At 62.6% G+C, this 23,556-nt stretch carries 31 protein-coding genes; 10 read left to right on the plus strand and 21 right to left on the minus strand.

All coding sequences use genetic code 11. The annotated features are described in order from the left end of the window. The first annotated feature begins 137 nt into the window (after nt 1–137). Entirely contained in the window at nt 138–1,055 is a 918-nt protein-coding gene (locus CFB82_RS17590) for a LysR family transcriptional regulator (RefSeq protein WP_089484692.1), read from the plus strand. 95 nt (nt 1,056–1,150) lie between these two features. Here CFB82_RS17590 and CFB82_RS17595 read toward each other — a convergent pair whose 3' ends face one another. Further along, the gene (locus tag CFB82_RS17595; RefSeq protein ID WP_089484693.1) at nt 1,151–2,791 is read right to left on the minus strand and encodes an L-lactate permease; all 1,641 of its coding nucleotides are present in this window, start codon (nt 2,789–2,791) and stop codon (nt 1,151–1,153) included. A 420-nt stretch (nt 2,792–3,211) separates the two neighbouring features. Between CFB82_RS17595 and CFB82_RS17600 the strand changes: the two genes are divergently transcribed. After that, on the plus strand, nt 3,212–3,523 hold the full coding sequence (locus CFB82_RS17600) for a DUF4148 domain-containing protein (RefSeq protein ID WP_089484711.1): 312 nt from the start codon (nt 3,212–3,214) through the stop codon (nt 3,521–3,523). Between the two features lie 102 nt (nt 3,524–3,625). Here CFB82_RS17600 and gshA read toward each other — a convergent pair whose 3' ends face one another. The 3 genes from gshA to ada all read right to left on the minus strand — a co-directional run bounded on the left by gshA (nt 3,626) and on the right by ada (nt 7,808). Next, on the minus strand, nt 3,626–5,239 hold the full coding sequence (gene gshA / locus CFB82_RS17605) for a glutamate--cysteine ligase (RefSeq protein ID WP_179255411.1): 1,614 nt from the start codon (nt 5,237–5,239) through the stop codon (nt 3,626–3,628). Nucleotides 5,240–5,760: 521 nt separating this feature from the next. Next, nucleotides 5,761–6,720, minus strand: coding sequence for a DNA-3-methyladenine glycosylase family protein (locus CFB82_RS17615; RefSeq protein ID WP_069249174.1), 960 nt, complete (start codon nt 6,718–6,720; stop codon nt 5,761–5,763). Next, entirely contained in the window at nt 6,717–7,808 is a 1,092-nt protein-coding gene (ada, locus tag CFB82_RS17620) for a bifunctional DNA-binding transcriptional regulator/O6-methylguanine-DNA methyltransferase Ada (protein WP_089484696.1), read from the minus strand. The genes CFB82_RS17615 and ada overlap by 4 nt, the downstream gene beginning before the upstream one ends. Before the next feature lie 431 nt (nt 7,809–8,239). Between ada and CFB82_RS17630 the strand changes: the two genes are divergently transcribed. Continuing rightward, entirely contained in the window at nt 8,240–8,653 is a 414-nt protein-coding gene (locus CFB82_RS17630; RefSeq protein WP_060206878.1) for a VOC family protein, read from the plus strand. 21 nt (nt 8,654–8,674) lie between these two features. On the opposite strand, the gene CFB82_RS17635 is transcribed toward CFB82_RS17630, so the two are convergent. The 3 genes from CFB82_RS17635 to speG all read right to left on the minus strand — a co-directional run bounded on the left by CFB82_RS17635 (nt 8,675) and on the right by speG (nt 10,812). Beyond that, nucleotides 8,675–9,229 carry a YaeQ family protein gene (locus CFB82_RS17635; RefSeq protein ID WP_039364653.1) on the minus strand — a complete coding sequence of 185 codons (555 nt, stop codon included), beginning with the start codon at nt 9,227–9,229 and terminating at the stop codon, nt 8,675–8,677. Between the two features lie 189 nt (nt 9,230–9,418). Further along, a complete protein-coding gene (gene sap1 / locus CFB82_RS17640; RefSeq protein WP_011353606.1) occupies nt 9,419–9,766 on the minus strand; it encodes a surface attachment protein Sap1 in 348 nt (115 codons plus the stop codon). Between the two features lie 512 nt (nt 9,767–10,278). Further along, nucleotides 10,279–10,812: a spermidine N1-acetyltransferase gene (gene speG, locus CFB82_RS17645; protein ID WP_069249398.1), complete on the minus strand. Its 534-nt coding sequence runs from the start codon at nt 10,810–10,812 to the stop codon at nt 10,279–10,281. A 138-nt stretch (nt 10,813–10,950) separates the two neighbouring features. Between speG and CFB82_RS43250 the strand changes: the two genes are divergently transcribed. The 5 genes from CFB82_RS43250 (at nt 10,951) to CFB82_RS43255 (ending at nt 13,513) form a co-directional block, all read left to right on the plus strand. Next, nucleotides 10,951–11,121 (plus strand): hypothetical protein, encoded by a 171-nt coding sequence (locus CFB82_RS43250; RefSeq protein WP_041492990.1) that lies wholly within the window; start codon nt 10,951–10,953, stop codon nt 11,119–11,121. Nucleotides 11,122–11,256: 135 nt separating this feature from the next. After that, nucleotides 11,257–11,505, plus strand: coding sequence for a DUF2795 domain-containing protein (locus CFB82_RS17650; RefSeq protein WP_046544145.1), 249 nt, complete (start codon nt 11,257–11,259; stop codon nt 11,503–11,505). Nucleotides 11,506–11,615: 110 nt separating this feature from the next. Further along, complete coding sequence (locus CFB82_RS17655) at nt 11,616–12,974, plus strand: GGDEF domain-containing protein (protein ID WP_089484697.1); 1,359 nt, start codon at nt 11,616–11,618, stop codon at nt 12,972–12,974. A gap of 150 nt (nt 12,975–13,124) precedes the next feature. Next, complete coding sequence (locus tag CFB82_RS44010) at nt 13,125–13,247, plus strand: hypothetical protein (protein WP_256979112.1); 123 nt, start codon at nt 13,125–13,127, stop codon at nt 13,245–13,247. A gap of 107 nt (nt 13,248–13,354) precedes the next feature. After that, nucleotides 13,355–13,513 carry a hypothetical protein gene (locus tag CFB82_RS43255; RefSeq protein WP_156814530.1) on the plus strand — a complete coding sequence of 53 codons (159 nt, stop codon included), beginning with the start codon at nt 13,355–13,357 and terminating at the stop codon, nt 13,511–13,513. A gap of 177 nt (nt 13,514–13,690) precedes the next feature. Here CFB82_RS43255 and CFB82_RS42200 read toward each other — a convergent pair whose 3' ends face one another. From CFB82_RS42200 to CFB82_RS17720, 14 genes are all read right to left on the minus strand, one after another. Further along, nucleotides 13,691–13,906, minus strand: coding sequence for a hypothetical protein (locus CFB82_RS42200; RefSeq protein ID WP_143750916.1), 216 nt, complete (start codon nt 13,904–13,906; stop codon nt 13,691–13,693). Continuing rightward, on the minus strand, nt 13,893–14,360 hold the full coding sequence (locus CFB82_RS42205) for a hypothetical protein (RefSeq protein ID WP_143750917.1): 468 nt from the start codon (nt 14,358–14,360) through the stop codon (nt 13,893–13,895). The genes CFB82_RS42200 and CFB82_RS42205 overlap by 14 nt, the downstream gene beginning before the upstream one ends. Before the next feature lie 11 nt (nt 14,361–14,371). Then, nucleotides 14,372–14,638 (minus strand): hypothetical protein, encoded by a 267-nt coding sequence (locus CFB82_RS17665; protein WP_069249180.1) that lies wholly within the window; start codon nt 14,636–14,638, stop codon nt 14,372–14,374. A gap of 834 nt (nt 14,639–15,472) precedes the next feature. Further along, nucleotides 15,473–16,201 carry a hypothetical protein gene (locus CFB82_RS17670; RefSeq protein ID WP_089484698.1) on the minus strand — a complete coding sequence of 243 codons (729 nt, stop codon included), beginning with the start codon at nt 16,199–16,201 and terminating at the stop codon, nt 15,473–15,475. After that, entirely contained in the window at nt 16,198–17,214 is a 1,017-nt protein-coding gene (locus CFB82_RS17675; protein WP_143750918.1) for a hypothetical protein, read from the minus strand. The genes CFB82_RS17670 and CFB82_RS17675 overlap by 4 nt, the downstream gene beginning before the upstream one ends. Beyond that, nucleotides 17,183–17,632, minus strand: coding sequence for a hypothetical protein (locus tag CFB82_RS17680; protein ID WP_089484700.1), 450 nt, complete (start codon nt 17,630–17,632; stop codon nt 17,183–17,185). The genes CFB82_RS17675 and CFB82_RS17680 overlap by 32 nt, the downstream gene beginning before the upstream one ends. 272 nt (nt 17,633–17,904) lie before the next feature. Then, nucleotides 17,905–18,384 carry a hypothetical protein gene (locus CFB82_RS42210; RefSeq protein WP_143750919.1) on the minus strand — a complete coding sequence of 160 codons (480 nt, stop codon included), beginning with the start codon at nt 18,382–18,384 and terminating at the stop codon, nt 17,905–17,907. A gap of 295 nt (nt 18,385–18,679) precedes the next feature. Then, nucleotides 18,680–19,594: an integrase domain-containing protein gene (locus CFB82_RS17690; protein WP_089484702.1), complete on the minus strand. Its 915-nt coding sequence runs from the start codon at nt 19,592–19,594 to the stop codon at nt 18,680–18,682. Nucleotides 19,595–20,442: 848 nt separating this feature from the next. Beyond that, the gene (locus tag CFB82_RS17695) at nt 20,443–20,910 is read right to left on the minus strand and encodes a hypothetical protein (protein ID WP_089484703.1); all 468 of its coding nucleotides are present in this window, start codon (nt 20,908–20,910) and stop codon (nt 20,443–20,445) included. Nucleotides 20,911–20,978: 68 nt separating this feature from the next. Next, on the minus strand, nt 20,979–21,209 hold the full coding sequence (locus CFB82_RS17700; protein WP_143750920.1) for a hypothetical protein: 231 nt from the start codon (nt 21,207–21,209) through the stop codon (nt 20,979–20,981). Then, nucleotides 21,202–21,489, minus strand: coding sequence for a DUF3077 domain-containing protein (locus CFB82_RS17705; RefSeq protein ID WP_089484705.1), 288 nt, complete (start codon nt 21,487–21,489; stop codon nt 21,202–21,204). The genes CFB82_RS17700 and CFB82_RS17705 overlap by 8 nt, the downstream gene beginning before the upstream one ends. Then, nucleotides 21,482–21,760: a hypothetical protein gene (locus CFB82_RS17710; RefSeq protein WP_089484706.1), complete on the minus strand. Its 279-nt coding sequence runs from the start codon at nt 21,758–21,760 to the stop codon at nt 21,482–21,484. Before CFB82_RS17710 ends, CFB82_RS17705 begins: the two co-directional genes overlap by 8 nt. Further along, entirely contained in the window at nt 21,753–22,145 is a 393-nt protein-coding gene (locus CFB82_RS43260) for a hypothetical protein (protein WP_179255412.1), read from the minus strand. The genes CFB82_RS17710 and CFB82_RS43260 overlap by 8 nt, the downstream gene beginning before the upstream one ends. A 63-nt stretch (nt 22,146–22,208) precedes the next feature. After that, the gene (locus CFB82_RS17720) at nt 22,209–22,568 is read right to left on the minus strand and encodes a hypothetical protein (RefSeq protein WP_143750922.1); all 360 of its coding nucleotides are present in this window, start codon (nt 22,566–22,568) and stop codon (nt 22,209–22,211) included. A gap of 34 nt (nt 22,569–22,602) precedes the next feature. On the opposite strand from CFB82_RS17720, the gene CFB82_RS17725 reads away from it, so the two are divergent. Both CFB82_RS17725 and CFB82_RS17730 read left to right on the plus strand, forming a co-directional pair. Then, a complete protein-coding gene (locus tag CFB82_RS17725; protein ID WP_089484712.1) occupies nt 22,603–22,854 on the plus strand; it encodes an Arc family DNA-binding protein in 252 nt (83 codons plus the stop codon). Between the two features lie 162 nt (nt 22,855–23,016). After that, a complete protein-coding gene (locus CFB82_RS17730) occupies nt 23,017–23,403 on the plus strand; it encodes a PH domain-containing protein (protein WP_254602426.1) in 387 nt (128 codons plus the stop codon). Nucleotides 23,404–23,556: the final 153 nt, after the last annotated feature.

Below are 23,556 nucleotides of genomic sequence, written 5' to 3' on the forward strand. Positions count from 1 at the left end.
CGGCCGTGACCGGTTACCGCAGGTTTCTTTGGGTTACCCACAGGAATTTTTTCGAAGCGGCACACGACGCGCCTTTCATCCTGCCGACATACGCATGCGCTACGCTGACGCGCGATACAGAGGGGAGAAGCCGAGTCGTGTTCGATCAGCTGAAGGCGTTCCACGCGACCGTCCGGCAGGGCAGCATCACGCGCGCCGCGCGCCACCTGGGCGTGAGCCAGCCGACGATCGCCGCGCAGATCCGGCAGGTCGAGCAGGTGTACGGCGTCGAGCTGTTCTACCGCAGCGGCCGCAAGCTCGAGGTCACCGAGACCGGCATCGAGCTGCTGCCGCTCGTCGAAAAGATGATCGCGCTCGAGGCGCAGACCGACATCATGCTGCGCAACGTCGGCGGCCTGTTCGAAGGCCACCTGCGGATCGGTGCGACGGGGCCGTACTACATCATGGACGCGGTCGGCCGCTTCTCGAACGCGCATCCGTCGATCGCGCTCACGTGCCGGATCGGCAACTCCGAGGAGATCCTGCAGGCGCTGCAGGAATTCCGCATCGACCTCGCCGTCTCGTCGCAGCGCAACGACGCCGATGGCCTCGAACGCAAGGTGATCTCGACCGACCCGCTCGTGCTCGTCGTGCATCGCAACCATCCGCTCGCGCGTTTCGACGCGATCGAGCCGGCGCAGCTCGCCGACGTGCGGCTGCTGATTCGCGAGGAAGGCTCGGTCACGCGCCGCTGCACGGAGACGATTCTCGAGGCGGCCGGTGTCGCGGCCGTCTCGGTGGCCGAGATCGGCAGCCGTGAAGCCATTCGCGAGGCGATCCTGCACGGCGTGGGCGGCAGCCTGTTTCCGCTCGGCGAGGCCGAGCGCCATCCGGATTTGCGCGTGATCGCGCTGCGCGGCGTCGACACGACGATCGACGAATACGTGTACTACCTGAAGGCGCGCCGCCAGAGCCCCGCGATCGACGCATTCCTCGCATGCATCCTGCCGGCCGGCAGCGACGCGGCCGGGACGGATGAAGCAGGACGAACGGCGCGGCGGATGAACGCGCGCTGAACTGCCGCGCGCTCACCGGTTCCGCACTTCAATGGCGCTTTTCCCGCGCCTTCCCTCGTTTTTCCTCGTGCCTTCCTTCTGTCGTTGCGCTCACATCATTTCGGCAGTGCCGGAATCATCCACGTCAGCACGTGCTGCTGCAGGAACACCAGCACGCCGAGCAGCAGCGTGAGAATCACGCTGTGCCAGAAGGTGCGCGCAAACACGACACCTTCCTGCCCTTTCAGGTCCGTCGTCGATACACCCGTCGCGATGTTCTGCGGCGAGATCATCTTGCCCATCACGCCGCCCGACGAGTTGGTCGCGGCCATCAGCACCGGATCGAGGCCGAGCTGCCGCGCGGCGACGACCTGCAGGTTGCCGAACAGCGCATTGCCCGACGTATCGCTGCCGGACAGGAACACGGCGATCCAGCCGAGCGACGCGGACACCAGCGGGAACAGCGCACCGGTCGACGCGACGCCGGTGCCGAGCGTGTAGCTGATCCCCGAGTAGTTCAGCAGGTACGCGAGCCCGACGATCATCATCACCGTGACGATCGCGATCCACGTCTGCCGCCAGGTCTTGACCACGCACTCGAAGAAATCGCCCACGCCGGTGCGCGTCAGCGCGGCCGTGATGATCGCCGACAGCAGGATCGCGGTGCCCGTGCCGAGCGGCTGGAAGTCCCAGATCGCCGCATAGGGCTTGTGGTACAGCGACACGAACACGGCGTTGTGCAGGCCCGGCCACTTGATCTTCACGTCGCCGATCGCCGCGATGTTCGCGTGCACCCACACGATCACGACCACCGACACGACGAGCCACGGCAGCCAGCCGCCGAAGCCCGCGCGCGCGGCGCCGGCCGTTGCCGGCACGCTGCGCGCGAGCGCGTATTGCGGATCGGGCTGCGGCTTCCACATCTGCAGGAAACCGATCGTGACGATCAGCGACGTGAGCGACGACAGCACATCGGTGAGCTGGTAGCCGAGGAAGTTCGACGTGACGAACTGCGCGATCGCGAAGCTGCCGCCCGACACGAGCAGCGCGGGCCACAGCTTCGAGATGGAGCGCAGCCCGCCGTACGCGCCGACCACGTAGAACGGCAGCAGCAGCGCGAAGAACGGCAGCTGGCGGCCGACCATCTGCGCGAGGGTCGCGGGCGGCAGCGACGTGACCGCGCCGAGCACGGTGATCGGCACGCCGAGCGCACCGAACGCGACCGGCGCCGTGTTGAACAGCAGCGTGTAGGTGAGCGCTTCGAGCGCGGGGAAGCCGAGTGCGATCAAGAGTGCGCTCGTGATCGCGACCGGCGTGCCGAATCCCGAGATCCCTTCGAGCAGGCAGCCGAACGAGAACGCGACGACGAGCAGCACGAGGCGGCGATCGTCGGGCAGGTTGTCGAGCATCCACTGCCGAAACTGGTCGAAGCGGCCCGACTTCACCGCGATGTTGTACAGCAGCAGCGCGTTGAAGACGATCCACATCACCGGCACGACCGCGAGCGCCATGCCGGCGCCGACCGCGTTGAACGCGAGCCCCGCCGGCATGCCCCATGCGCCGATCGCGACCGCGAGGCCCGCGACGAGCCCGGCGAGCGACGCCTGCCACGCGGGGCGGCGCAGCACGCCGAGTGCGATCAGCGCGACCGCGATCGGGATTGCGGCGACGAGGAAGGACAGCAGCAGTGAGTTGGCGACCGGCGTCAGCGGCTGTGCGAAGACGATGCCGGGCGGTAGGGCGTCGGTGGGGTTCATCGTGTCTCCAGAGTCGACCCGAGCTGGCAACGGGATGCCCCGGGTTCGGTACAAGGCGATGTCCTGCGGTCACGACAACAATCAGGCGCTTGCGCACGCAACGACGTCGCACGGCCAACCGATCAGTCGCTTAAAAGAGGTTAGGAGGCGCACGGCGCTTGTACAAGGGGGACAAGCCCGATGCGTAGCGACCCGATACGCACCACCCGCCGCCCGCTGACCGGCAGCAGGCAGCCCGCTGTCGCATTCGACAGGAAGCCCGCCACGAGCGGCTCACCCGCGCAATGTTGCACATGCGGCAAAGGTGCCTAACGGCGGGCGGGATGTTTCGTTTGGCGTCCGAAGCCTAGACTGGCCGCATCGATTCCGCCCGCGCCGGCCACGGCAGGCCCGGCACCGGAACCTCACGGAGTGAACACGATGAAGACGATGAAACAGGCTGCATGCGCGTTCGTGCTGATCGGCGCGGCCTTCGCCGCTCACGCGCAGGCCGCGTCGACGCTGACGCGTGCCGATGTCCGCCATGAACTCGTGGAATTGCAGGCCGCCGGCTACCGGACGAGCCTCGCGAGCAGTCCCGACTTTCCGGACCACATGCAGGCGATCATGCGCCGCGCCGCACAGGCACGCGGCGAGGACACCGGCTACGGCAGCGAAGGCGGGACAAACGTGGAATCGGGCAAGCCGGCGCTGCCGCACGCAATCGACCGCGGCACGTACGCGCATCACTGACGGCAGATTCAACCGGATCGAGCGTACAACGGTGCGCCCTGACCGGCGACGGAGAGACGCATCGCGCACCACGCCGACCGACGCGGTGCACGTGCGCAAACATCACACGCTGAAGCGGTTCAGCGTATAGGCGCGATAGGCCGCGACGAACGCGTCGAACGATCCGGCCTCCTTCGCTTCGAGCTCGGCCTGCTCGGCCAGCGATTTCGCGGCAAGCGCCTGCTCGGTGCGCAGCGTCTCCGCCGACGGCGGATGCGCACGGAAATGCGCGGCATGCGCTTCGCTCTGCGCCAGCGCGAACCCGAGGAACGACTGGCCGCGCTCGCGCATCGTGCGCAGCACGCGCGCGGACGGCGTGCGCTCCGGATCCGCGAGTTTCTCGCGTTGCGCGGCGATTGCACGCGCATGCTCGTCGCCGCCGCGGATCTCGTCGAGACGACGGCCGACGGTTTCGATATCGGCCATCAGGTCGTCCGCCCATGCCTGCAGCGTGACCGGCTGGCCGTCGCGCTGCAGCGTCAGCCCCGGCTTGCGCCCTTCCATCGTCACGCTGCCGAAGTTCGCGTTCGCCTCCTTGTACGCGGGGCAATCGAGCGCCGGGCTCTCGTCGAGCGCGCATGCGAGCAGGAACGCGTCGATGAAGCGCGCGGTTTCCAGTGCGATGCCGGTCGGCTCGAACGGATCGATGTCGAGACAGCGCACCTCGATGTACTGCACGCCGCGCGACGCGAGCGCATGCAGCGGCCGCTCGCCCGAATACGTGACGCGCTTCGGCCGGATCGTCGAGTAGAACTCGTTCTCGATCTGCAGCACGTTCGTGTTGATCTGGATCCACTCGCCGTCGCGATGCGTGCCGATCGCCTCATACGCCGGATACGGCTCGCTCACGGCCTTCGACAGCGCGTCGAGATAGCCCGGCAGCGTGTTGTAGTCGACGTGCAGCGCGGCCTGGGCCGTCGTGTTCGAGTAGCCGAGATCGCTCATCCGCAGGCTCGTCGCATACGGCCGGTACAGCGTATCGGCGTCGAACGTGTCGAGCTTTTGCGGCTTGCCGCGCAGGAACTTCGTGTCGAGCACGGGCGATGCGCCGAACAGGTACATCAGCAGCCAGCTGCGGCGGCGGAAGTTGCGGATCTGCGCGAGATAGCGTTCCGACTGGTAGTCGACGAGCGTGGCCGTCGAGCCTTCGTCCGCATGCAGACGCCGCCACACTTCCTCGTGCAGCGAGTAGTTGTAGTGGATGCCCGCGATGCACTGCATCGTGCGGCCGTAGCGGTACGCGAGACCGCGCCGGTACACCGTCTTCAGGCGGCCGATGTTCGACGTGCCGTAGTTGGCGATCGGGATCTGGTCGTCGGCCGGCAGCAGGCCCGGCATCGAGTCGTTCCACAGGATCTCGTCGCCGAGCGATGCATATACGTAGCGATGCAGATCGTCGAGGCGTTCGAGCGTGAGCGCGGCGTCGCGCTCCGCGGGCGTGATCAGTTCGATCAGCGCTTCGGAATAGTCCGTCGTCAGCGCCGGATGCGTGAGCGCCGAACCGAGCGCGCGCGGATGCGGCGTGAACGCGATCATCCCGTCGCGCGTCACGCGCAGGCTTTCCTTTTCGATGCCGCGCAGGCCGTCGGGCAGATGCTGCCGCGTCGGGCCCGAGCTCAGCGCGTCGAGGCGATTCAGCAGCAGTTCGGACTGGCGGTGAGTCATGGTGTTCGACATGGAGACGCAAGTGCGTGACGGCCGCGCGCAGAACGCCGCACGCGGCCGGCTGGATTGTTGGTCGCTTCGTTGGTAGCGGGCACTTTAACATCTCGCCGAAACACGCGCTTGAGGTGGCGCCGGGCACGGTGCGCGGGCCGAAGCGGGCCGCCAGGCGGGCCGGTCGCGGCGGTCGCCGTATCTGCGACCGGTTCCATGCGGCGGCAACGGGCACGCCGGTTACGCGAATTCGTCGGACGGAACGTGATGCGCGGACGGGTGGCGGCAGGTGCAACCCTGCCGCTGAACCGATCGCGGAAAGCGGGGTGAAGAGGCATCGCGCGCCCGGCATTTGGCCGACGACGGATGCGCGGAATTGCCGCTACGGCCGGTGTCCGGTGTCCGGTGTCCGGTGTCCGGCGTTCGGCGTTCGGCGTTCGGCGTTCGGTGTCCGGTGGTTAGCCTGCGCATGTCGGCACCACCTGCGCAAACGGGTTGCATCGCGGCCTCACCAGGTCGCACCCGGCCGCAGGCCACAGCGGTCACCCGCCGCGCGCGCCGCCCGCCCGGTCGGCCACTTCGTTCCACAAATGCAGCGCCGCGTACGCGCGCCACGGCCGCCAGCCTTCGGTGCGGTGCTTCTGGGTCGCGAGCCGGTCGAGCGCCGGATCGCGCGCCGCGATCGACTGCATCAGCACGAGATCGGAGGCAGGCCACGCGTCCGGATCGCGCCATGCGCGCATCGCGATGTATTCGACAGTCCACGGGCCGATGCCGGGCAGATCGAGCCACGCGCTGCGCAGCGTCGCGAGGTCCGCGTGCTCGCGATCGACCGGCACGTCGCCGGCCGCCACCGCGCGCGCCACGCCCGTCAGTGCCGCCACCCTCTTGCCGGGCATCCCGATCTTGTCGAGATCGCAGGCGGCCAGCGCATCGGGCGTCGGGAAGCGCCATGCGGGCGCGCCGTCGTCTTCCTGAACCACGCGCTCGCCGGCTCGCTCGACGAGCCGGCCGACGATCGTCGTCGCGGCCTTCACGCTCACCTGCTGACCGACGATCGCGCGCACGGCCAGCTCGAACCCCGACCACGCGCCCGGCACACGCAGCCCCGGCGCGGCCTCGACGAGCGGCGCAAACCACGGATCGCGCGCGAGCCCGTCGCCGATCGCGGCCGGATCGGCGCCGAGGTCGAACATCGTCGCGACGCGCACGGCGAACGCCTCATCGACATGACGCGCGACCGCGCCTTCGACCGTCGCGACCAGGCAGTGCTTGCGCGGATGTTTCGCGACCGTGAGCCGGCCGGCATCGCCGTGCAGGTCGACGATGCGGCGATACACGCCGTCCGCGACCTGCTCGACACCCGGAATCGCGCGCCCGCTGAAGAAGCGCAGCACGCGCGCCCAGTCGTAAGGCGCATTGAAGCGCAGTTCCATTTGTGCGGACGGCGGCACCTGGCCGCCGTTCACGATGGAGGTGATGGTTGTTTTTGCGATGCTCAAACTGCGCTGCCCTCCGCAACGAATTCGGTTTGATCGTCGTGCACATGACGCGCTTCGGACGCGAGCAGCGTCGCCTTGCGGCGCACGCCCCAACGATACCCGGAAAGCGCGCCGCCCTTCTGTACGACGCGGTGGCACGGGATCGCGAGCGCGACCGGATTCGACGCACACGCGGACGCGACGGCGCGCACCGCGCGCGGCGCACCCAGCGCCTCGGCGATCTCCGAGTAGCTGCGCGTTTCACCGTACGGAATATGCGTCAGCGCCTCCCACACGCGCTGCTGGAATGCGGTCGGCGCGATGTCGAGCGGCAGGTCGAACGCGTGCCGCGTGCCGTCCAGGTACGCGCGGATCTGCGTGACGAACGGCTCGAGCCGTGCCGACGCTTCGACCAGCTCGGCGCGCGCGAACGCGTCCCTCAGTTCGCCGACCAGCGTTGCCGGTTCGTCACCGAACGCGATCCGGCAGATGCCCTGCTCGGTTGCAGCGACGAGCACGGTGCCGAGCGACGTCGATGCGGTCGCATAGTCGATCCGCAGACCCGCGCCCTGCCGGCGGAACGCCGACGGCGCCATCCCGAGCTCGCGCGGCACCGACGCATAAAGCCGCGACGGCGAGTTGAAGCCCGCGTCGACGGCCGCCTGCGTGACCGGCTGGCCGCTTTGCAGCGCCTGCCGCAGCGCGGCGCCGCGTTGCGCGGCCTGGTACTGCCGCGGCGACACGCCGACCACGCGCTTGAAGAGCCGCTGAAGGTGAAACGGGCTCACGTGCACGGCATCGCTCAGTTGCTGCAGCGTGAGCCGTTCGGCATGCGCGTCGAGCACCGCGCACGCGCGGTTGACGATCTCGAGCTCGCGCGGCAGCCCTTCCGGCTGGCAACGCTTGCAGGGCCGGAAGCCGGCCGCACGCGCGGCGGCCGTGTCGGCGAAGAAGGACACGTTTTCGCGACGCGGCAACCGCGACGCGCAGGTAGGGCGACAGAACACACCGGTCGTGCTCACGGCGTAGAAGAACGCGCCGTCCGCATGCGGATCGCGCTCGGTGACGGCGCCCCAGCGGGCATCATCGGTCGGATAGGCGGTTTTCATCTGAACCTCGCACTCTCTAGTGTAGATGGTGCCTACTCTAGACATCGGCACGTGCCGTCGCGCCCTGAATCTTGCTCTGTGATTCGCCCCGGATAATCGGGGCGCATCAGCCGAAAATAAATCCGACAAAACGCGCGCGCCGGCTGTTCCGGCGCGGTTTTCGTCATCGTCCCGTCACCATTGTGTTGCACTGCGGATGCGACAAATCGCCGTCCTGACGTTTTTTTGCATTCGGAATATTGCGTCGCACCATCGCCGTGTGTATAGTTGGAACTGTCTCCTCCATGTCTCCTCCTGATATGGATTAAGCCCGTTCCGCTCTGCGTGAACGGGCTTTTTTTCGTCCGTCGATTGTGCCGCGTTCCGGCCGGCGGCGCAGGCGCGATGCGTCTACACTCGATGCTCGTGGACTGCGAAGGAGAGCCTTGCCCATGAAACCGACCATCCGCGCGATCGATCACGTCGTGCTGCGCGTGACCGACATGGCCGCGATGACGCGCTTTTACTGCGACGCCGTCGGCTGCCATGTGGAGAAGGAACAGCCCGATCTGGGCCTCGTGCAGTTGCGCGCCGGCGACGCGCTGATCGACCTGCTGTCGGTCGGCGGCCCGATCGACCGTCCCGACAGCGGCCCGCCCGGCACGGGACGCAATCTCGATCACCTGTGCCTACGCGTCGAGCCGTTCGATCCCGACGCCTTGACCGCCCATTTCGCCGCGCATGGCGCACGGCCGGGCGCGCCCGCGGAACGCTACGGCGCCGGCGGCTACGGGCCGTCGATCTACCTGTTCGACCCGGAAGGCAACATGCTCGAATTCAAGGGGCCGCCGGCCGCGATCGGCTGAACGCGGGCGGCACGCGGGCCGTCACGCGTCCGCGCGCGCCTTCAGCACCGTCCACTCGACCGCCACCGGATCGTGGTCGGCGCTCGAGATCCACGCGGCGCCGTCCTGCACCGTGCATTGCAGGCGCATCGTGCGCTCCGCGAGTTTCCCGAGCGCGGCCGCGACACCGTCGTTGAGCGACAGCACCTGCACGTTGCGCAGCCGCTCGACCTTGCTGCGCACGCCCTGCCACCAGATATCCGACGTCTTGCCGCCATATGCGATCACCGTGACCTGCCCGGCGCGGCCGGCCGCCTTCGAGATGCGCCGCTCGTCGGGCTGACCGGCTTCGATCCAGACGTCGATCGCGCCCGTCAGGTCCTTCTGCCACAGGTCGGGCTCATCGACGTCCGACAGCCCCTTGCAGAATTCGAGCCGCTCGTGCGCGAACAGCGCGAACGCGACAATACGCACCATCATCCGGTCGTCGGTTTCGGACGGATGGCGCGCCACCGTCAGCGCGTGATCGGCGTAGTAATGCCGATCCATGTCGGCGATTTGCAGTTCGGCTTTGTAGATCGTGGATTTCAGCGCCATGCGGAGTCGGCCCGGGCGGGCATTCGGTTCGGTCGGGCCGTGATGATACCGAATGCGGGCCGTCCGGCGCGTGTCATGCGCCACCCACAGCGCAACGGCCCGGCATGTGCCGGGCCGTGTTCGGTTCGCGCCGCCGGCTCATCGGGCCGGCGCGCTCGCGCGTCGTGTGACGTCGCGGTGAATGGACGGTTACTGCTTGACGAAGCGCGAATCGGTCCAGAGACCCTGCTGGTCGCTGTTGTCGGCGCTGACGAACTGCACGTCGCCCTGGTCGACCGACACCACGCGGAAGCGCTGACCTTCCGGCACCGACAGGCACCGGTAATCGTCGAAGTATTGCTGCTTCGCCTGCGACTTGCCGTCACGTTCGTGACTCAGTACGGAGTCCAGATTGTCTTTCGACAGGCAGCCCCATGCGTTCTTCGTCAGCTGGATTTCCTGCTTCGGCTTGACGGCCGAATCGCCGCCGGCTTGGGCAATCGACACCGCGCAAAATGCGCCGACGAGGGCAAAAAGGATACCGGTACGTTTCATCATGTTCTGTCTCCAGGCTTGCGGGCACCAGGCTTGGGTTAGCTATGTGTTTAAAGGTGATCGTGAACCCGCGTTTTTCACTTTAGAAGACCGGCAAGCGATAGCAAGCACATTTGTTGTGCGACCGCAATAGCGGCGGATTGTCGCACCCCATGCGCAGCCTGTTTTTCACATCCCGCACAGGCACGACGACGCGCACCACCCGACGAACGGGCTCGCGCCGCCGGGCGGAAAGCGTTACTCAGCAAGACTTTCATCAAAGTTACAACGCGGCGATTGAACGGTTTGGATAATCCATTTCGATATCCAGATCATTTTGATGCGCCGCACATAAAGTCATCCGAAACGATTCGACTTTACCGCAACGCGGCATCGCATTTACCCGATACAAGAAAAATGCCAGGTATAAGCGCATCCGTATTTATCCGTACTACGCCGCATGTATTCGGCGCCCGCGAAAGCCCCGTCGCAGGCGCCATTCGCCAGCGTGTTTACCCTGCTTTATTCAGGGTGGCTTACTGGCGCTCGAAATAATCGCGCTGAAAAATGCACATGCGATAGGCGTTGTGATACGCGCCGTTTCCGAAAAATTCTTCCTTCAATTCGGCCTCGTGCTGGAATCCGCATTTCTCGTACACGTGAATCGCCGCCGCATTCGACGTATCGACGATCAGATACAGCTTGCGCATGTTCAGCACCTTGAACGCGTACTCGATCGCAAGACGCGTCGCCTGGCCCGCGTAGCCGCGCCTCTGGCGTTGCGGCGCGATGATGATCTGGAACTCGCCGCGGCGATGGATGTAGTCGAGCTCGATCAGCTCGACGAGGCCGACCAGTTCGCCTTGCGCGTCGACCGCGACGAAACGGCGCTCGCGCTGATCGTGCACGTGGCGGTCGTACAGTTGTGACAGTTCCGAGAAGGTTTCGTACGGCTCCTCGAACCAGTAGCGCATGATCTTGGCGTCGTTGTTCAGCTCGTGGACGAAGCGCAGGTCCTGGCGCTCCAGCGGCCGCAGCGCGAGCGTGTTGGTATCGTTCTGGAGTTGCATGTTCATGTCCTTTTTTGATGCCGGCGCACGTGCGGCAAGGCCGCATCCGGCCTGTTTCGCACTGTAAGAAATTGAACGCGGGCGAAGTTCAGAGCCTAGAATGGGAGCAAGGGTTCCTGCCACCGCAAGGAGGCTATCGTGTTCGAGCAAGTCATACTCGGAATATTCCTCGTGCTGCCGCTCGTGATCGTCGCGGCGCTGTTTTCCGACGAACTTTGGCAGGAACATCGGCGCCAGCATCCGCGCGACGAAAACGCACCGCACATCGACTGGAAGCATCCGTGGCGCCGCGTGCGACGCGAGCATTGAGTCGATTGCCGTTCATCCGCGGGGCGTGCCGGCCCGGCCACCCTGGCATGTGAACGCGTGACGCGCCCTGTCAAGCACCCGAACTTCGCCGCGATCCGATTCCCCCTTGATCCGCTCACCCCGCGAGACGCCGCCGTGAACGACCAGCCCGCCCAGCCTCCGCACGACATTCCCAGCGAAACGATCGACCTGCAGATCGCCGACGTCCTCGCGGCCGTCCGCTACCCGGCCAACAAGGATGCGATCGTCGATGCCGCGCGCGACGCCGGCGCCAGCAACGAAGTGCTGTCGATGCTCGACGGCCTGCCCGAACAGGACTACGCGGACGTGAACGCCGTCACGCAATGGGTCGCCGGCAACTTCGGTCCCGGCCTCGGGGTTTGAGCGCGCACCCATAACGCGATAGGATCAGGCCGCACCGGTCGCGCGGCGGCCGGTTGCCTGTCGCCCGGCGCAAGACCCGGGCGTTTCCGCCTACGTGCCCGGGGAACACCATGGAAGGCATCCTGATCCAGCACACGACACGCCGTCAGCTCTGGTTCGGCGCCCTGACGGCGCTCGTCATCGTGCTCGCGCTCGGGATCGCCGCGCCGCACGCGAGCGTTGAGCTGCCAGCCGTCGAGCCGTTCATGCCGATGTGCGCGCTCACCGTGTTCACCACGGCGAGCATCGCGGCGTTCTTTCTCGGCGCGCAGTTCACCGTGACGCGCCAGCCGGTGCTCGGCGCGCTCGGCGGCGCCTACGCGTTTACCGCGCTCGCCGTCGCATTGCAGCTGCTCACCTTTCCCGGCGTGTTCGCACCACAGGGGCTGTTCGGCGCGCAACCGCAAAGCGCCGCGTGGATGTGGATCTTCTGGCATGCCGGCTTCCCGGGTTTCGTGATGGTCGCGCTGCTCGCGCGCGAGCGGCTGGCACGCGCACCGATCAGTGCGCAGCAGACACGCTGGTGGACACTCGCGCTAATCGGCGGGCCGGCTGTCGTCGCCGGAGTGCTGTGCCTGTTCGCGCTGAACGTGTCGCTGCCGCCCGCGTTTCATCCGCCGGGCGACGCGGCCGTGCTGCCCGTCAACGCCGTCGCGCTGATCGTGTGGTTGCTCAATGCGCTGGCGCTCGTGGCCGTGCTGGCCACCGGCCGGCTGCGCACGACGCTCGATCTGTGGCTCGCGATCGCGGTGCTCGCCTGCCTCACCGACACGACGCTGAACCTGATGAGCACCCATCGCTTCACGGTCGGCTGGTACCTCGCGCGCGTGTTCAGCATGTTCACGCCGGGCGTGCTCGTGTGCGTGCTCGCGTGGGAAGTGACGATGCTGTACCAGCGGTTGTTCGAGGCGCACGCGACGCTGATCCGTTCGTCCGCGCGCGACGGCCTGACGGGCGCATTCAACCGCATGCACTTCAACGATCATTTCCACACGCTGTTCCTGCAGGCGCGACGGCAAGGCGAACCGCTGTCGCTGCTGATGGTCGACGTCGACCGCTTCAAGGCGTACAACGATGCGTTCGGCCACGTGAAGGGCGATGCTTGCCTGATCGCGGTCGCGAATGCGCTCGCCGGCGCGGTGCGGCGGCCCGCGGACATGGTCGCGCGTTACGGTGGCGAGGAGTTCGCGATCGTGCTGCCGAACACGGGGGCGCGCGGTGCGCGGCTGGTCGCCGAGGAAGCGCGCGAAGCGGTGCTGCGGCTCGATCTCGCGATGCCGACCGCACCCGCCGGACGCGTGAGCGTGAGCGTCGGCTGCGCGACCGTGTCGGCCGACGATCTGTCGACGCCCGATGCATTGATCGAAGCCGCCGATGCCGCGCTGTATCGTGCGAAGGATACGGGGCGAAACAGGGTCGTCACCGCCTGAAAACGTCTGCTGTTTGGCTATTTGTTACGGTCATTGTGACCGGAATAATCCGCCGTTACGGATTGCGGCGCCGGGATACGATCGCTTACAGTCGGAGCCGGGACCGCTCGCTATGCTGGGTTTCATATTGAATCCGAGCAGGTGAACGCGATGAAGAAGGCCCTTTTGCTGATTGCCGGCGTCGCCGTGTTGTTGAGCGGCTGTATTGTGGTGCCTGACGGCGGCGGGTATTACGGGGATGGGTATTACCACCATCATCGTCATTGGGATTGATGCAGGCGCAGGGTCCGAAGCGGCGATCCGGACATTCGCGGGATCGAGCCGATGTGGTCCGGTTCGGTATGCATTGGGGATACCTGTAACGCAGCGCGCCTTTCATCGTGGAGACGCTCGAGGATCGCCCCCTTTTCCGCGTCTTCGATCAGATCGCGTCGGGCATCGAATCGATACGACTCGCCCAGCAGTTCGGCTATGTCTATCTGGAAATACGGGCGCTCGCGCGCGGGTCGCTGCCGCCGATGCACGGAAATTGGCCATAGGACCCATGTTCTGGCCGCCAAGCACGCCGAATATCGCAGCGAATATTCTGTTGATGATCCCGATCTTCGAAAGATGTTCGGGCCAAGTGACGTTGACATCGACAACGCTCCCCCGCTAGGCCTCCCGCTTCGCCTTGCACGGCATCAAGCTGCTTCTCAACGGAAAGACACATGCTTTCACTCACGAAGCATTTCCTCCAGACGCGTATTGACCTTGACGCTCAGATCCGACAACAGTTCGAAGAAGGCGTCACGACGTACGGCAAAGTGTTCAAACACCCGTTCGGGATCCATCGACAAATCGAGCAACAGAACGCTCAGTTGACGCGATGCCTGCAGCAGTTCGCGGCGCGCCTCCTCGATAGATAAAGTTGCGTCATCATTTTGAGCCATGATGCGCCTCCGCATTTTGCACGCAACGCGCCGCCTGACCCATCCGAGGCCCGATCTCAGCGATCATGAGAAGCGCATGTGCCTTCACTGCACCCAGCAAACAGCGAAGAATGATTTCGGCGGCGGAGATTGCGCACACCTCTGAGGCTTTACAGTCAGTGCAAGTTGCGGCCTCGATGCTGCGTTTGAACGCTGCGCAGCCATCAGCGCGGAACGGGATATGACCGAAGCCAGCGACGAGGTCTTCGAACATCAACCGATACCACCGGCTCGGGCGCGCCGTCGGGCGAACATTCAGCCAATGTTCTGTCGCACGGATACCGGCAAGTTCGAATAGCTCCGATGTGACAGTAATCGCGGGCTTCGACGCCCGGGCGTTACGCCAGGCACTCGGTACGAGAGCGATCGGATCGGCAGATTTGGGAAGAGTATTCGGAAAGGTAGCAGCAAGCACGCCGTCGGCGGTTACTCGTCGTCCAGCTCGATCGTTGCGCCGACCTTCCGACACTTCTCGAGCACTTGGTCGACAGTCGCGGAACGATCCTGCAGCGCTAGCGCTAGGAACAGCATCGGCAACGACATCGGTCTCGGCTCGACTCCCCCCGTGTACTTTCGCCACTGACTGTTGCCAGCCAATCCGAACATCTGAGCCATCTGCTCGCCGGTGAATCCAAGGCGCACTTTCAGCGCACGCAGGTCTTCCGGCGTCGGCGGGAAATATTTGAGGGCCATAAGCGTGGTCGCGCGGAATTCCCGCGAATACGATGCTATTCATAATGTCGTTCCTTTCGGAGGTAGCGGGCTACGCGGAGCGTTACCCAACGCGAGTCAATTTAGACCCTTAAGGTCTACCTGTCAACGAAATACGCTGCCCGCTGAGATCGCTACCCCATTACCTTCGAGTCGGCTACTTGAGCTGCGTGGCGAGCGCTTGCATCCCTTCGCACAGTTGGCCGTGGCGCAACGAGACACGGTGCGGCGCGGGTTCCACTCGGCCTGCTCGATTGCGAACCAGATCTGGAGACCGACGAGCAGACGGCTTGCCATAAGCATGGACCCGTGGTGAACGGGCAACACGAGGGGTTGTTGCGCCGGCGGTAGTCGATCGCACGCGAGACGGACGAGGAAATAGCACGAGAATGGGAAGCGCGAGCGGATACAGGCCTGGCAATCGCGCCAACCATGGAGCACGACATCGGTCCAAACATTGTCCGAACATGGAGCTCCAAACATCCACGCGAACAACATGCTGCGAAATAGTCAGCTTCGTGACAGAGCCGTCACGAGAGGCTTGCGTCGAGTTGTCGACCCCAAACTGTCCAAATAGGGCGTTTAGGCAAACAGTGCCCCATTCAGCTACCCGATTCTGGACTGTACAGAGGTATGACGAGGCGTGCCGATACGATGCAGGCGGATGAAGCAGCACCCCACGAGGTCAACGACCCTAGGATCATTTCGATACAAAACCTAGAAAACTCCCCAAACACCATATACAACAAGGCCCCGCCAAATAGGCGAGGCCTTTGTGTACCTTAGTGTGTACCTTAAAACGTCTGTGCCCAATCACTAGGCGGCGCGCTGACGCTCCTTGCGACGGGACAGAACCAAAGATGGCAATGCACCGAGTCGATCTTCAAACCCCAATCGCTCGTATACCGAACCGCCAATGCCGGGAACCACTGTGTGCCGGTCTGCGCTTCGTACACGGTCAATCGCAAACGTTACGAAATCAAAGCGCTCAGAAACACTGGGAGGGAATTGTTCTTCCAGACGCTTCTTCGCCTCCACGTGCATAACTGGAGCGGCTACAAAGATCTTTTCGGGTTCTGCCCTATCGATCAACCGCGATAAGTTGGTCTTGACCACGCAAGCACCTGAGATGATCGACTTAATGACGACCAATACCGCCTTGCCAAGATCAACCGGCTCCTCGTACTGCTTCACAATGGGAGCGATATCAAACGATCCCGACTGCTCATCGTCGAAACGTGTCAGTCGCTCATTCCAGAAACAGAAGAGGCGCAATTTATCCGCACCGACTCCACGTGCGACGAGCCCATCTATCAGACCTTGCGCCAAATAGTCAGCATCCTCTACGGTGCAAGCGATACAAATCGTGGAGCCAGCATCCGGCCCCTTAACCTTCGGCACAATCGCGCGCGCCAGTTCACCACCAAGTGATTTCATGGTCTCACGGTAGTGCTCGACATCCGTCCGCTCACTAGCAAGCGCCGCCAGGAGCGTGTCCGTGTTGCGCGAGGAGTAGTCAGTGGTAGTGCGACCGTATGCTTTCATCGCAACAACTCCAGCAAGTCGTCAAGGGTCGCGGGATGCGCGTCCAAAATCCGGTCCTGAAACGCTCGGAAACGGTCATCAAAGCAATCGTATGACAATTGCCCGGACAATCCGAACTCTTCGCTCCATCGAAACACACCTCGACGAATGTTGTATGAAAAGTGCTGCACAGCGTCAAGTATTGCCTTACATGCGGGGAGCAACATTGCCAGCGCATCAGCATCCGAACGTGCTGGTCGAATGATCGTTGGAGAGAGTCGCCGGACCTTTGCGTAGACGTCGCTTACTTTGGCTTCAGGTGGCAAGCTTGCCCAAGCCCCAATAAGCAAGCTCGCGACCTCATCACTCTCCAGCGCCCCTCCACGCTCGTTGATGTGCAAGCTCGCAAAATCATCTCTAAGCCGAGCGTTGCTCATCAAGATTTCGTGGGTAGCCGCTGCGTACGGAAAGTGCTCAGCAGCCGAATACTCACTGATGTCGGCCGGCACGTCGCGCTCCAGCCTTCCGCAACAAGCCTCGTCCGAACACACAAGCTTCAGCCTGATGCTTGCGTAACCGAAATCTCGAGTGATCGAGTACTGATTTCTGAAGTCGTCAGCGATTGGATGTTCTCCAGTCGTCCAACTGACGTTGCCAGAATTCTTAAGCTGATAGGCGCTATATGCTCCGTCGCCAGATGTCGTCACGACGAGGTCGTCGACAAATCCATAGGCTTGGGCCTCAACCAAAGCATCTGCGCCGTCGCTAACAAAAGCAACCGCCAATTGAGCAATGCGATGCGCCGCAAAAAATTGCTCGTATCGGCCACCTTTGAAGTTATTTTCGCCGCCACGCCCCTTATTGGCGAGATAACGTTCGGCATCCTGCCCAAAGCGGGCACGAACCAATTCAGGAGTCACACGGACGCGTATGTCGTTCACGTAGTTCACATCATCCCGGTTGAGCGGCGCATCATAGCACCCGACGCAGCTATCACGATTTTCATGCGACGCGGGACTCGCGACGAATCTCACGATCCAACTCCTTGCGGGCCCCCGACAGATCCATGACGAAGGCGAAGGCTAGTTGTCCAGACTCTAGGACCTCCAGTACATCACCATCGCGAAAGTACATCGCACGTCCATCCGTCACCAAGTAGCGTGCCGACAAGATATCGCCCTTGTCGCGCCGCCTCAAAATCGCAGCCATTGCTCGCCTCAAGCGAAGGACCGAGACACCTCTCTCCAACAGACTGCTCACGATCTTGAGGAGCAACACGTCGACGTATAGGTACTTTCGCTGGCAACCTCGCCCGCGGCGGTGATTGCCGCTCGCAACAACGATCCCATATCGCGACAAGTAGTTGACCATGTCCAGCGACAACCCGCCGAGCCGCGCGGCCTGCGCAGCTGTAAAAGACTCAAGAATTGGACGTTGGTCGTTTTTCGGCATGTTGGGAGTTTAGCTCTAAACTCCTAATTTTAAAAGGAAAAGTAACGCATGCCACAATGCACCGACCACGCAGGCGAGCATTGGAGGCTCTCGTAGCCCTTACACCCAGAGATCACGCTGTCATGAAGGAAATATGTCCTACCATTTGCCCTGTCGCCCTTGATGAGTTGCGCCATGAACGTCTACTTCGACAACAACATCTTGGCCAACTTGGTCTAAGCAGAGTCGGAGGAAAGCGATCTCAGTAACGTGATATGTGAATACCAAGTCTCTCAGCGTCTCCGTACAAGCGTCGCCCTCTCATTTCTCCGCACTCGCCGCATGGGTCGAGACGATCCTTGTTCGCGTTGAACATTACTGGCGAAATTCGCGGTGCGTTGCTCCGCGGTGCGCATCGGAACAGTCGCCTCAATCGAGTCCCTATCGACCGTTGGTTTGCTGGCCTGAAACCATGTAGTCAAAAGATTTATACCCATCGCTCCCACAAGAGCGGGGCATATAAGCACCCACAAACCGTTGATGCGAAGACTTTCCTCTAACGCTCCATCACTCAACCGGTGCTGCAAATGAAGCGACTTCGCAATCATTTCGAGACTTGAAAACGTTGATGCCGTTGTTGCCGCAACAATGATCAACCCTGCACCTGCCAAGAGGGTCGTGAAACTATACGGTTTTGCTCCCTTCGCACAAACCACCACAACAACGGCTCCTATGACCGAACCGATGCCGTATGCATTGACAAGATCTGCCATGTCCACAACGTCGCACCTCCTTGATACGTCATATCGGTCGTTAGCCACTTAACTTGAGAAGTGCAGCCCCGAACTGCACCATAGGCAGACTTACTCATCCCGATATTGCAAGGGGTTGGAGAGGTAACGATGAATCTCAGTGTTCTTCCACACCGTGCACCGCGGAGATAGTTGAATCGGCTGAGGCGCCCGCCCAGCCAAACAGAGCTTTCGCCACGTCTCCCGGCACACACCCACAAACGGCGCGATTTGTCTCCAGCGCGAGTGACCAACCTCCGGCAGCGTGTCGACGTGCTTATGCATACTTCGCCTCCGATTCGGCCAACGCCTCGCGCCCATAGACCCGCTCCACCCACGTGCCGCGGCCGTCCCCGTGGCCGAGCCACGTTGACACACCGGCGGCCGCTTCTCGGCGTGATACGCCGGCAGCCTTCTGCCGCTCCAGGTGCTCGGTCGCGTATGCGTACCGGAGGCTATGCGGCGCGCACTCATCGGTCATACCGACCTTGCGCACGACGTAGTGGTAACGCTCCATCGCGCGCTTCAGATCCGGCTTGCGGACCAGCTTCCCGCCGTACTCGTTCGACAGTCCAATCGCACGCTCCACCAGCTCGGCAGCGCGCTGCCGATCCAATGGCGGGCTCCGTCGCGTCTTGCCTCCTTTCGTCCCGTGGATGATGGTCACGAAGCCATCCCCGATCGGGCTCGAAAGAGCGCGCCGCCATTCAGTCAGCGACTTGATACTTTGAACCGCCTCCCGGGCACGCAACCCAAGCTCGAGCTGCATCTCAAGCACAACCGCGATGCCAGGATCGATCGCAGCAACAGCGGCACGATACGGTTCCAGCTCGTCGCGCATCATCGGTCGCTTCGTGCCGGCCCGGCTTGCTCCCGACAGACCGAGCGCCACATTGCTCATCTTGTCGGCAAACGGCCGGCGGCCGATCCCTTCGAGCGCCGTTCGGATGTGCGTCATGTTGTTGACGGCAGTCCGCTTCGAGCGCCCTCGGCCTGTCATGTCGTTCGACCAGGCGATCAGATGCTTCTCTTTGAGCTGACCGGTCGTGTGGACCTGAAAGCCCATATCCCACAGAAACCGCGCGAAACGCGCGAGCGACTTCTCGCGACCTTTCGAGGTCGAGTTTGCCTGTTTGCCACGCGCCCCGCGCGCAGCACGGCACAGGTCGGCCGTGAGAGATTTGTGCGACATGCGTACCCCGCATCCATGACGTGAGGCTCGACCCCAGTTGCCTCCCTGTCCGCTGGGCGGAGCCGCGCAAACGCAGCTGGGAGACAACAAACGGGGGCACGAGCCTCGGCCTGGTGAGATTGGGAGCGTTCTACGCCAGCCAGCTGGCGCAGCCCGGCACGCATGAACCCGATGAGGTTCGACGCGTGACGGGAAGACGCTTCCCCCGTTTGATCCGTGTTTTGGCTTTGCGACCGATCGGGGGCGCCAATGCCCCGACCGCGCGAATTGATGTGTGCCGAGCGAGTCGACACGAGATTTCAGACGCCGAGGCCGAGCGCGCCGCCAATCGTCATGAGGGCGATTGAAACGGACGCAGCAAGACATGGCGTTAGCGCTGGGGGCGCACGTCACGGATTGATTGCCGCGGGAGCGGCATACGGGGATTGCACATCGCGCCTTTTGCGGGAAGCAAAAGGCGATGGAGGGCTTCACCTACCGGCGAAGCAGTCACAAGTCCATCAGGAACCGACGGACGGATTTTGGGCGTGGGCCCGACTCAGTTCATTCGGTGATCTAGTCACCGTGCCCGCAAAGCAGGCGTCACATATGGCTCTTCAACAGCTAGGTCTTGCAGTCGATGCCCTTAACCCGGGCTAGGTATGAAGGAAGATTAGCGGGGCTCGTACGGCTTGGCAACAACTTTTCGGCGGCTCCTGTCCTGCGCTGAAGAATGGCGGTCACGTCTACAGAGTGACGCACGCATACTGTCGCGACGGCATTCGGTCTACGTGAGATATCGCAAAGTGGTGCGCCGCTAGGATAGGAAAAACGTGTTGTTGTCGTGCCGCGACAACCGAAACTAGATGTCAGAAGCGGGCATCGTTTTCGGCGGCGCGCGACACATACTTGCGCAGTTGCCAGTCCCGAATCTGTAGCAGCGCGTTTGCCCACTGCCCCGGCGTCAGCGACCTCCACGACGCCTCCGGTCTCGGCCACACACGTCGAACGCGGAAACCGTCGATGTCATGCCACGCGGGACTGGTGGGATTCGCCTGTTGCGCGGGTGTGTAGAGCGCAACGAATGCCGGCAGGTTCGCCATCTTTGCCAGTTCTCGTATCACGCCCGTGGGTTTCTCCTGACCAATGTCCCGGGCAACCTCGACAAGGGCCAACGGAACCTTGTTCCCATATCCGTACTCGACGAACAGCACGCTATCAAGATCGGCCATCGTCAACGATTGCGCTTTGCGGCGCTCAAGGTAGCGGCCAATCGATCGCGGCCGATGCCAAACGCCGTAGCATCGGTCACGGATCAGAAATTGTTCTTCTTGCATCTTCGTTGCCCCTGCGCTCTTGCGGCGCGACAAAATATATCGTCAGAGCGCACCATCACAAACGCAGATCACATCGACTGCGCCAACAGGTCGTCCGCCGTCTCGCCAGCCTCAACTCCTTGCGCGTGCAAATAGCTGATCGCGGACGCCACTAACGCCAGAACGTGGCCGTTGTCGGTCGGCTCTGTCCGAATGAAGTCCCGCACAATTGTTAGCAGTTGCTCAGCGTGCAAAAGCGCGTTGCTCGCGGCATGCAACGCATCAGCAGGACATCGCGGAAGGGTTGTGTTTTCATTCATGATCCGCCTCCCGACCGTCGGCCTGGATAGCTGAGACAGCAGAATCGAGTAGTCCCTTGGCCATCGCTGCGACTGCGATAGCGGCATACATTTGGCTCGAACATTCAGTGCTATTGGATGCAGCGTCTCGAAGCACGTCCAGCACGACGCTGAGATGGCATGACGAAGCCTCCAGGGCTTCAAGAACCGGCATACCAGCCGTGACCGAAAAATATCCAGTCATCGCATTCCTATCGAGAGGCTCTTCAGCGAGAGTCTTAAGCGTGCGAATGTCAGACATGGTTCACCTCCGTGTCCTTCGCCAAGCCGTACTTGACGAGTGCTGCATCGGCAAGACCTTTGCTGATTCCGATCAACGTGAGGGCGCCATAAAGTGTCGATTGCGCCTCCGGAATCGCCTCCATGCCGTTAGCGACAGCAGTAATGATGGTGAGCGCTGCCTCCAAGGTGTTCGACGCTTCCTCCAAGGAATCGGCTATCGGTGCATCAGCCCCTACAAGCAGGAGCCCGTCAGACCCGGCAATCGATATCGGAAACGATGTCTTAGCCATGATGCGCCCCCACGTCGTCAAGCACCTCGAACAGCTCGCCGCATTTGGCGACTAACTCGGCACAGGAAAGCACATGATTCGACAGGGACAGGATTGTCTGCTTAAGCTCGCGTCGGGCGTCCTCTTCCGACAGTGTGCGAGCGGCTGGAGAATTTCTTCGGAAGTCCACCAAATTGACAATTTGAGTTCCGCGGCCCAATTGGGACGTGCTCTTGCGGCTATCCATGGCGCACCTCCTCTCGGGCAATTTCGACGAGGCGGCACAGTGCGTCGCCAGCGATATCCAACGCATCTGCATCGGTGCACGCAATCGAGGCGTTACGCAAAGCGTCTTGGACGATTCGTTCGACGAGGCGGGACGAATCCTCGCGATCAGTTGATTCATTTTTAATCATCATGTTGTCCTAATCATTAGGCACTAAAAATGCCGTCGACTGGGGGTACTCCGTCAACCATCCTGCTCTTCGATCAGTGACAACTCCATGTCATCCGTCTCGAGCGAAAACAACTGACCGTCCTTCACCAAGGCAAGATTCGTGAGCGCCGGCAGGTTGGTACGCGCATCGACGCACCAGAGTGGACTGCCCAGTATTTCGACCTTCCAGTCGAGGCAGATGTCCGCAGCGCGCGATAGGACGCGGATGATTCGCGTCTCGTGGCGAGTCGACAGAATCGCAAGTTGACCAACGCGAACGGGCACGGAACTTTGCTGCATCGATGCTTGGGCGCGCATAGCTATCTCCTCATCGCTGTGGATGGCAACACTGGGGATCACGGTGACCTCATGATATACACCACCGTGGTTCATTGTCAACACCACCGTGGTCCATCATAATCACGACATGACACGTGAAGATCCACAAATGAAGCTGCGCCTGCCTGTCGAATTGAAAGACCGGCTGACGGCGCTCGCGGAGGAGAACGGCAGATCGCTGAATGCGGAGGTCGTGAGAAGGCTCGAAGAAAGCCTTGAACGGGATGTGAAGGGAGTGCCGCCAGTCGACGACCGAACGATGGACCTCTTCGCCGACACCGTGGCCGGCAAGGTCGTTCAGGCGCTCGATGAGCGGGAGACGCGACATAGGAAGGGCTGACCGCAACAGGTCGGCGACCGTGAAGGCCACTCAAACTGCCAATTCGCCCGTCCCGATCGGGTAAAGTTAAGACTGCATGTGCCGATAACTCAGAGAACTGGCACCTCTGCCGAAAACACACCACCCGGGGATATCGTGGCGAATTACGTACAAAAAAATCTCATGTCCGAAGAGCAGGTCGTCTACCAGGGGCAACTGAGCCTTTGGCACCTTGCTCCCAAAATCATTCTCGGCCTGCTACTCCTCCCGTTGTTCGGTATCGGCCTGCTCCTGTGGCTGGACGTATTCATCCGGTACAAATCCACGGAACTGGCAGTCACGAACAAGCGAATTGTCGCGAAGTTCGGGTTTATCCGACGCAGCACTGTTGAAATCGGCATCCGCAAAGTCGAAAGCATCCAGATCCACCAGGGTATTCTGGGGCGAATCTTCGACTTCGGATCGATCGTGATGGCCGGGGCTGGTAACCCTCAGGCACCGATCCCTGGCATCTCGCGCCCGATGGAATTCCGCAAGCGCTTTCTGGAACAGCAAGAGCAGGCGGCCTAGGACAGCCAATTCCCACCCTCCTGAACCGTATGCGGTCTTTTAACGACACCCATCAGAGGTTGGGAGTGGCAGGCATGCTCCATGGCATGAGGGCCGCGTAGTCGTCGGCGGTTGCAGCGAGAGGCAGCTTCGTGAACAGCCAGACGAGGTAGC

The sequence above is a fragment of the Burkholderia sp. HI2714 genome (assembly GCF_002223085.1).
Taxonomy (GTDB): Bacteria; Pseudomonadota; Gammaproteobacteria; order Burkholderiales; family Burkholderiaceae; genus Burkholderia; species Burkholderia lata_D.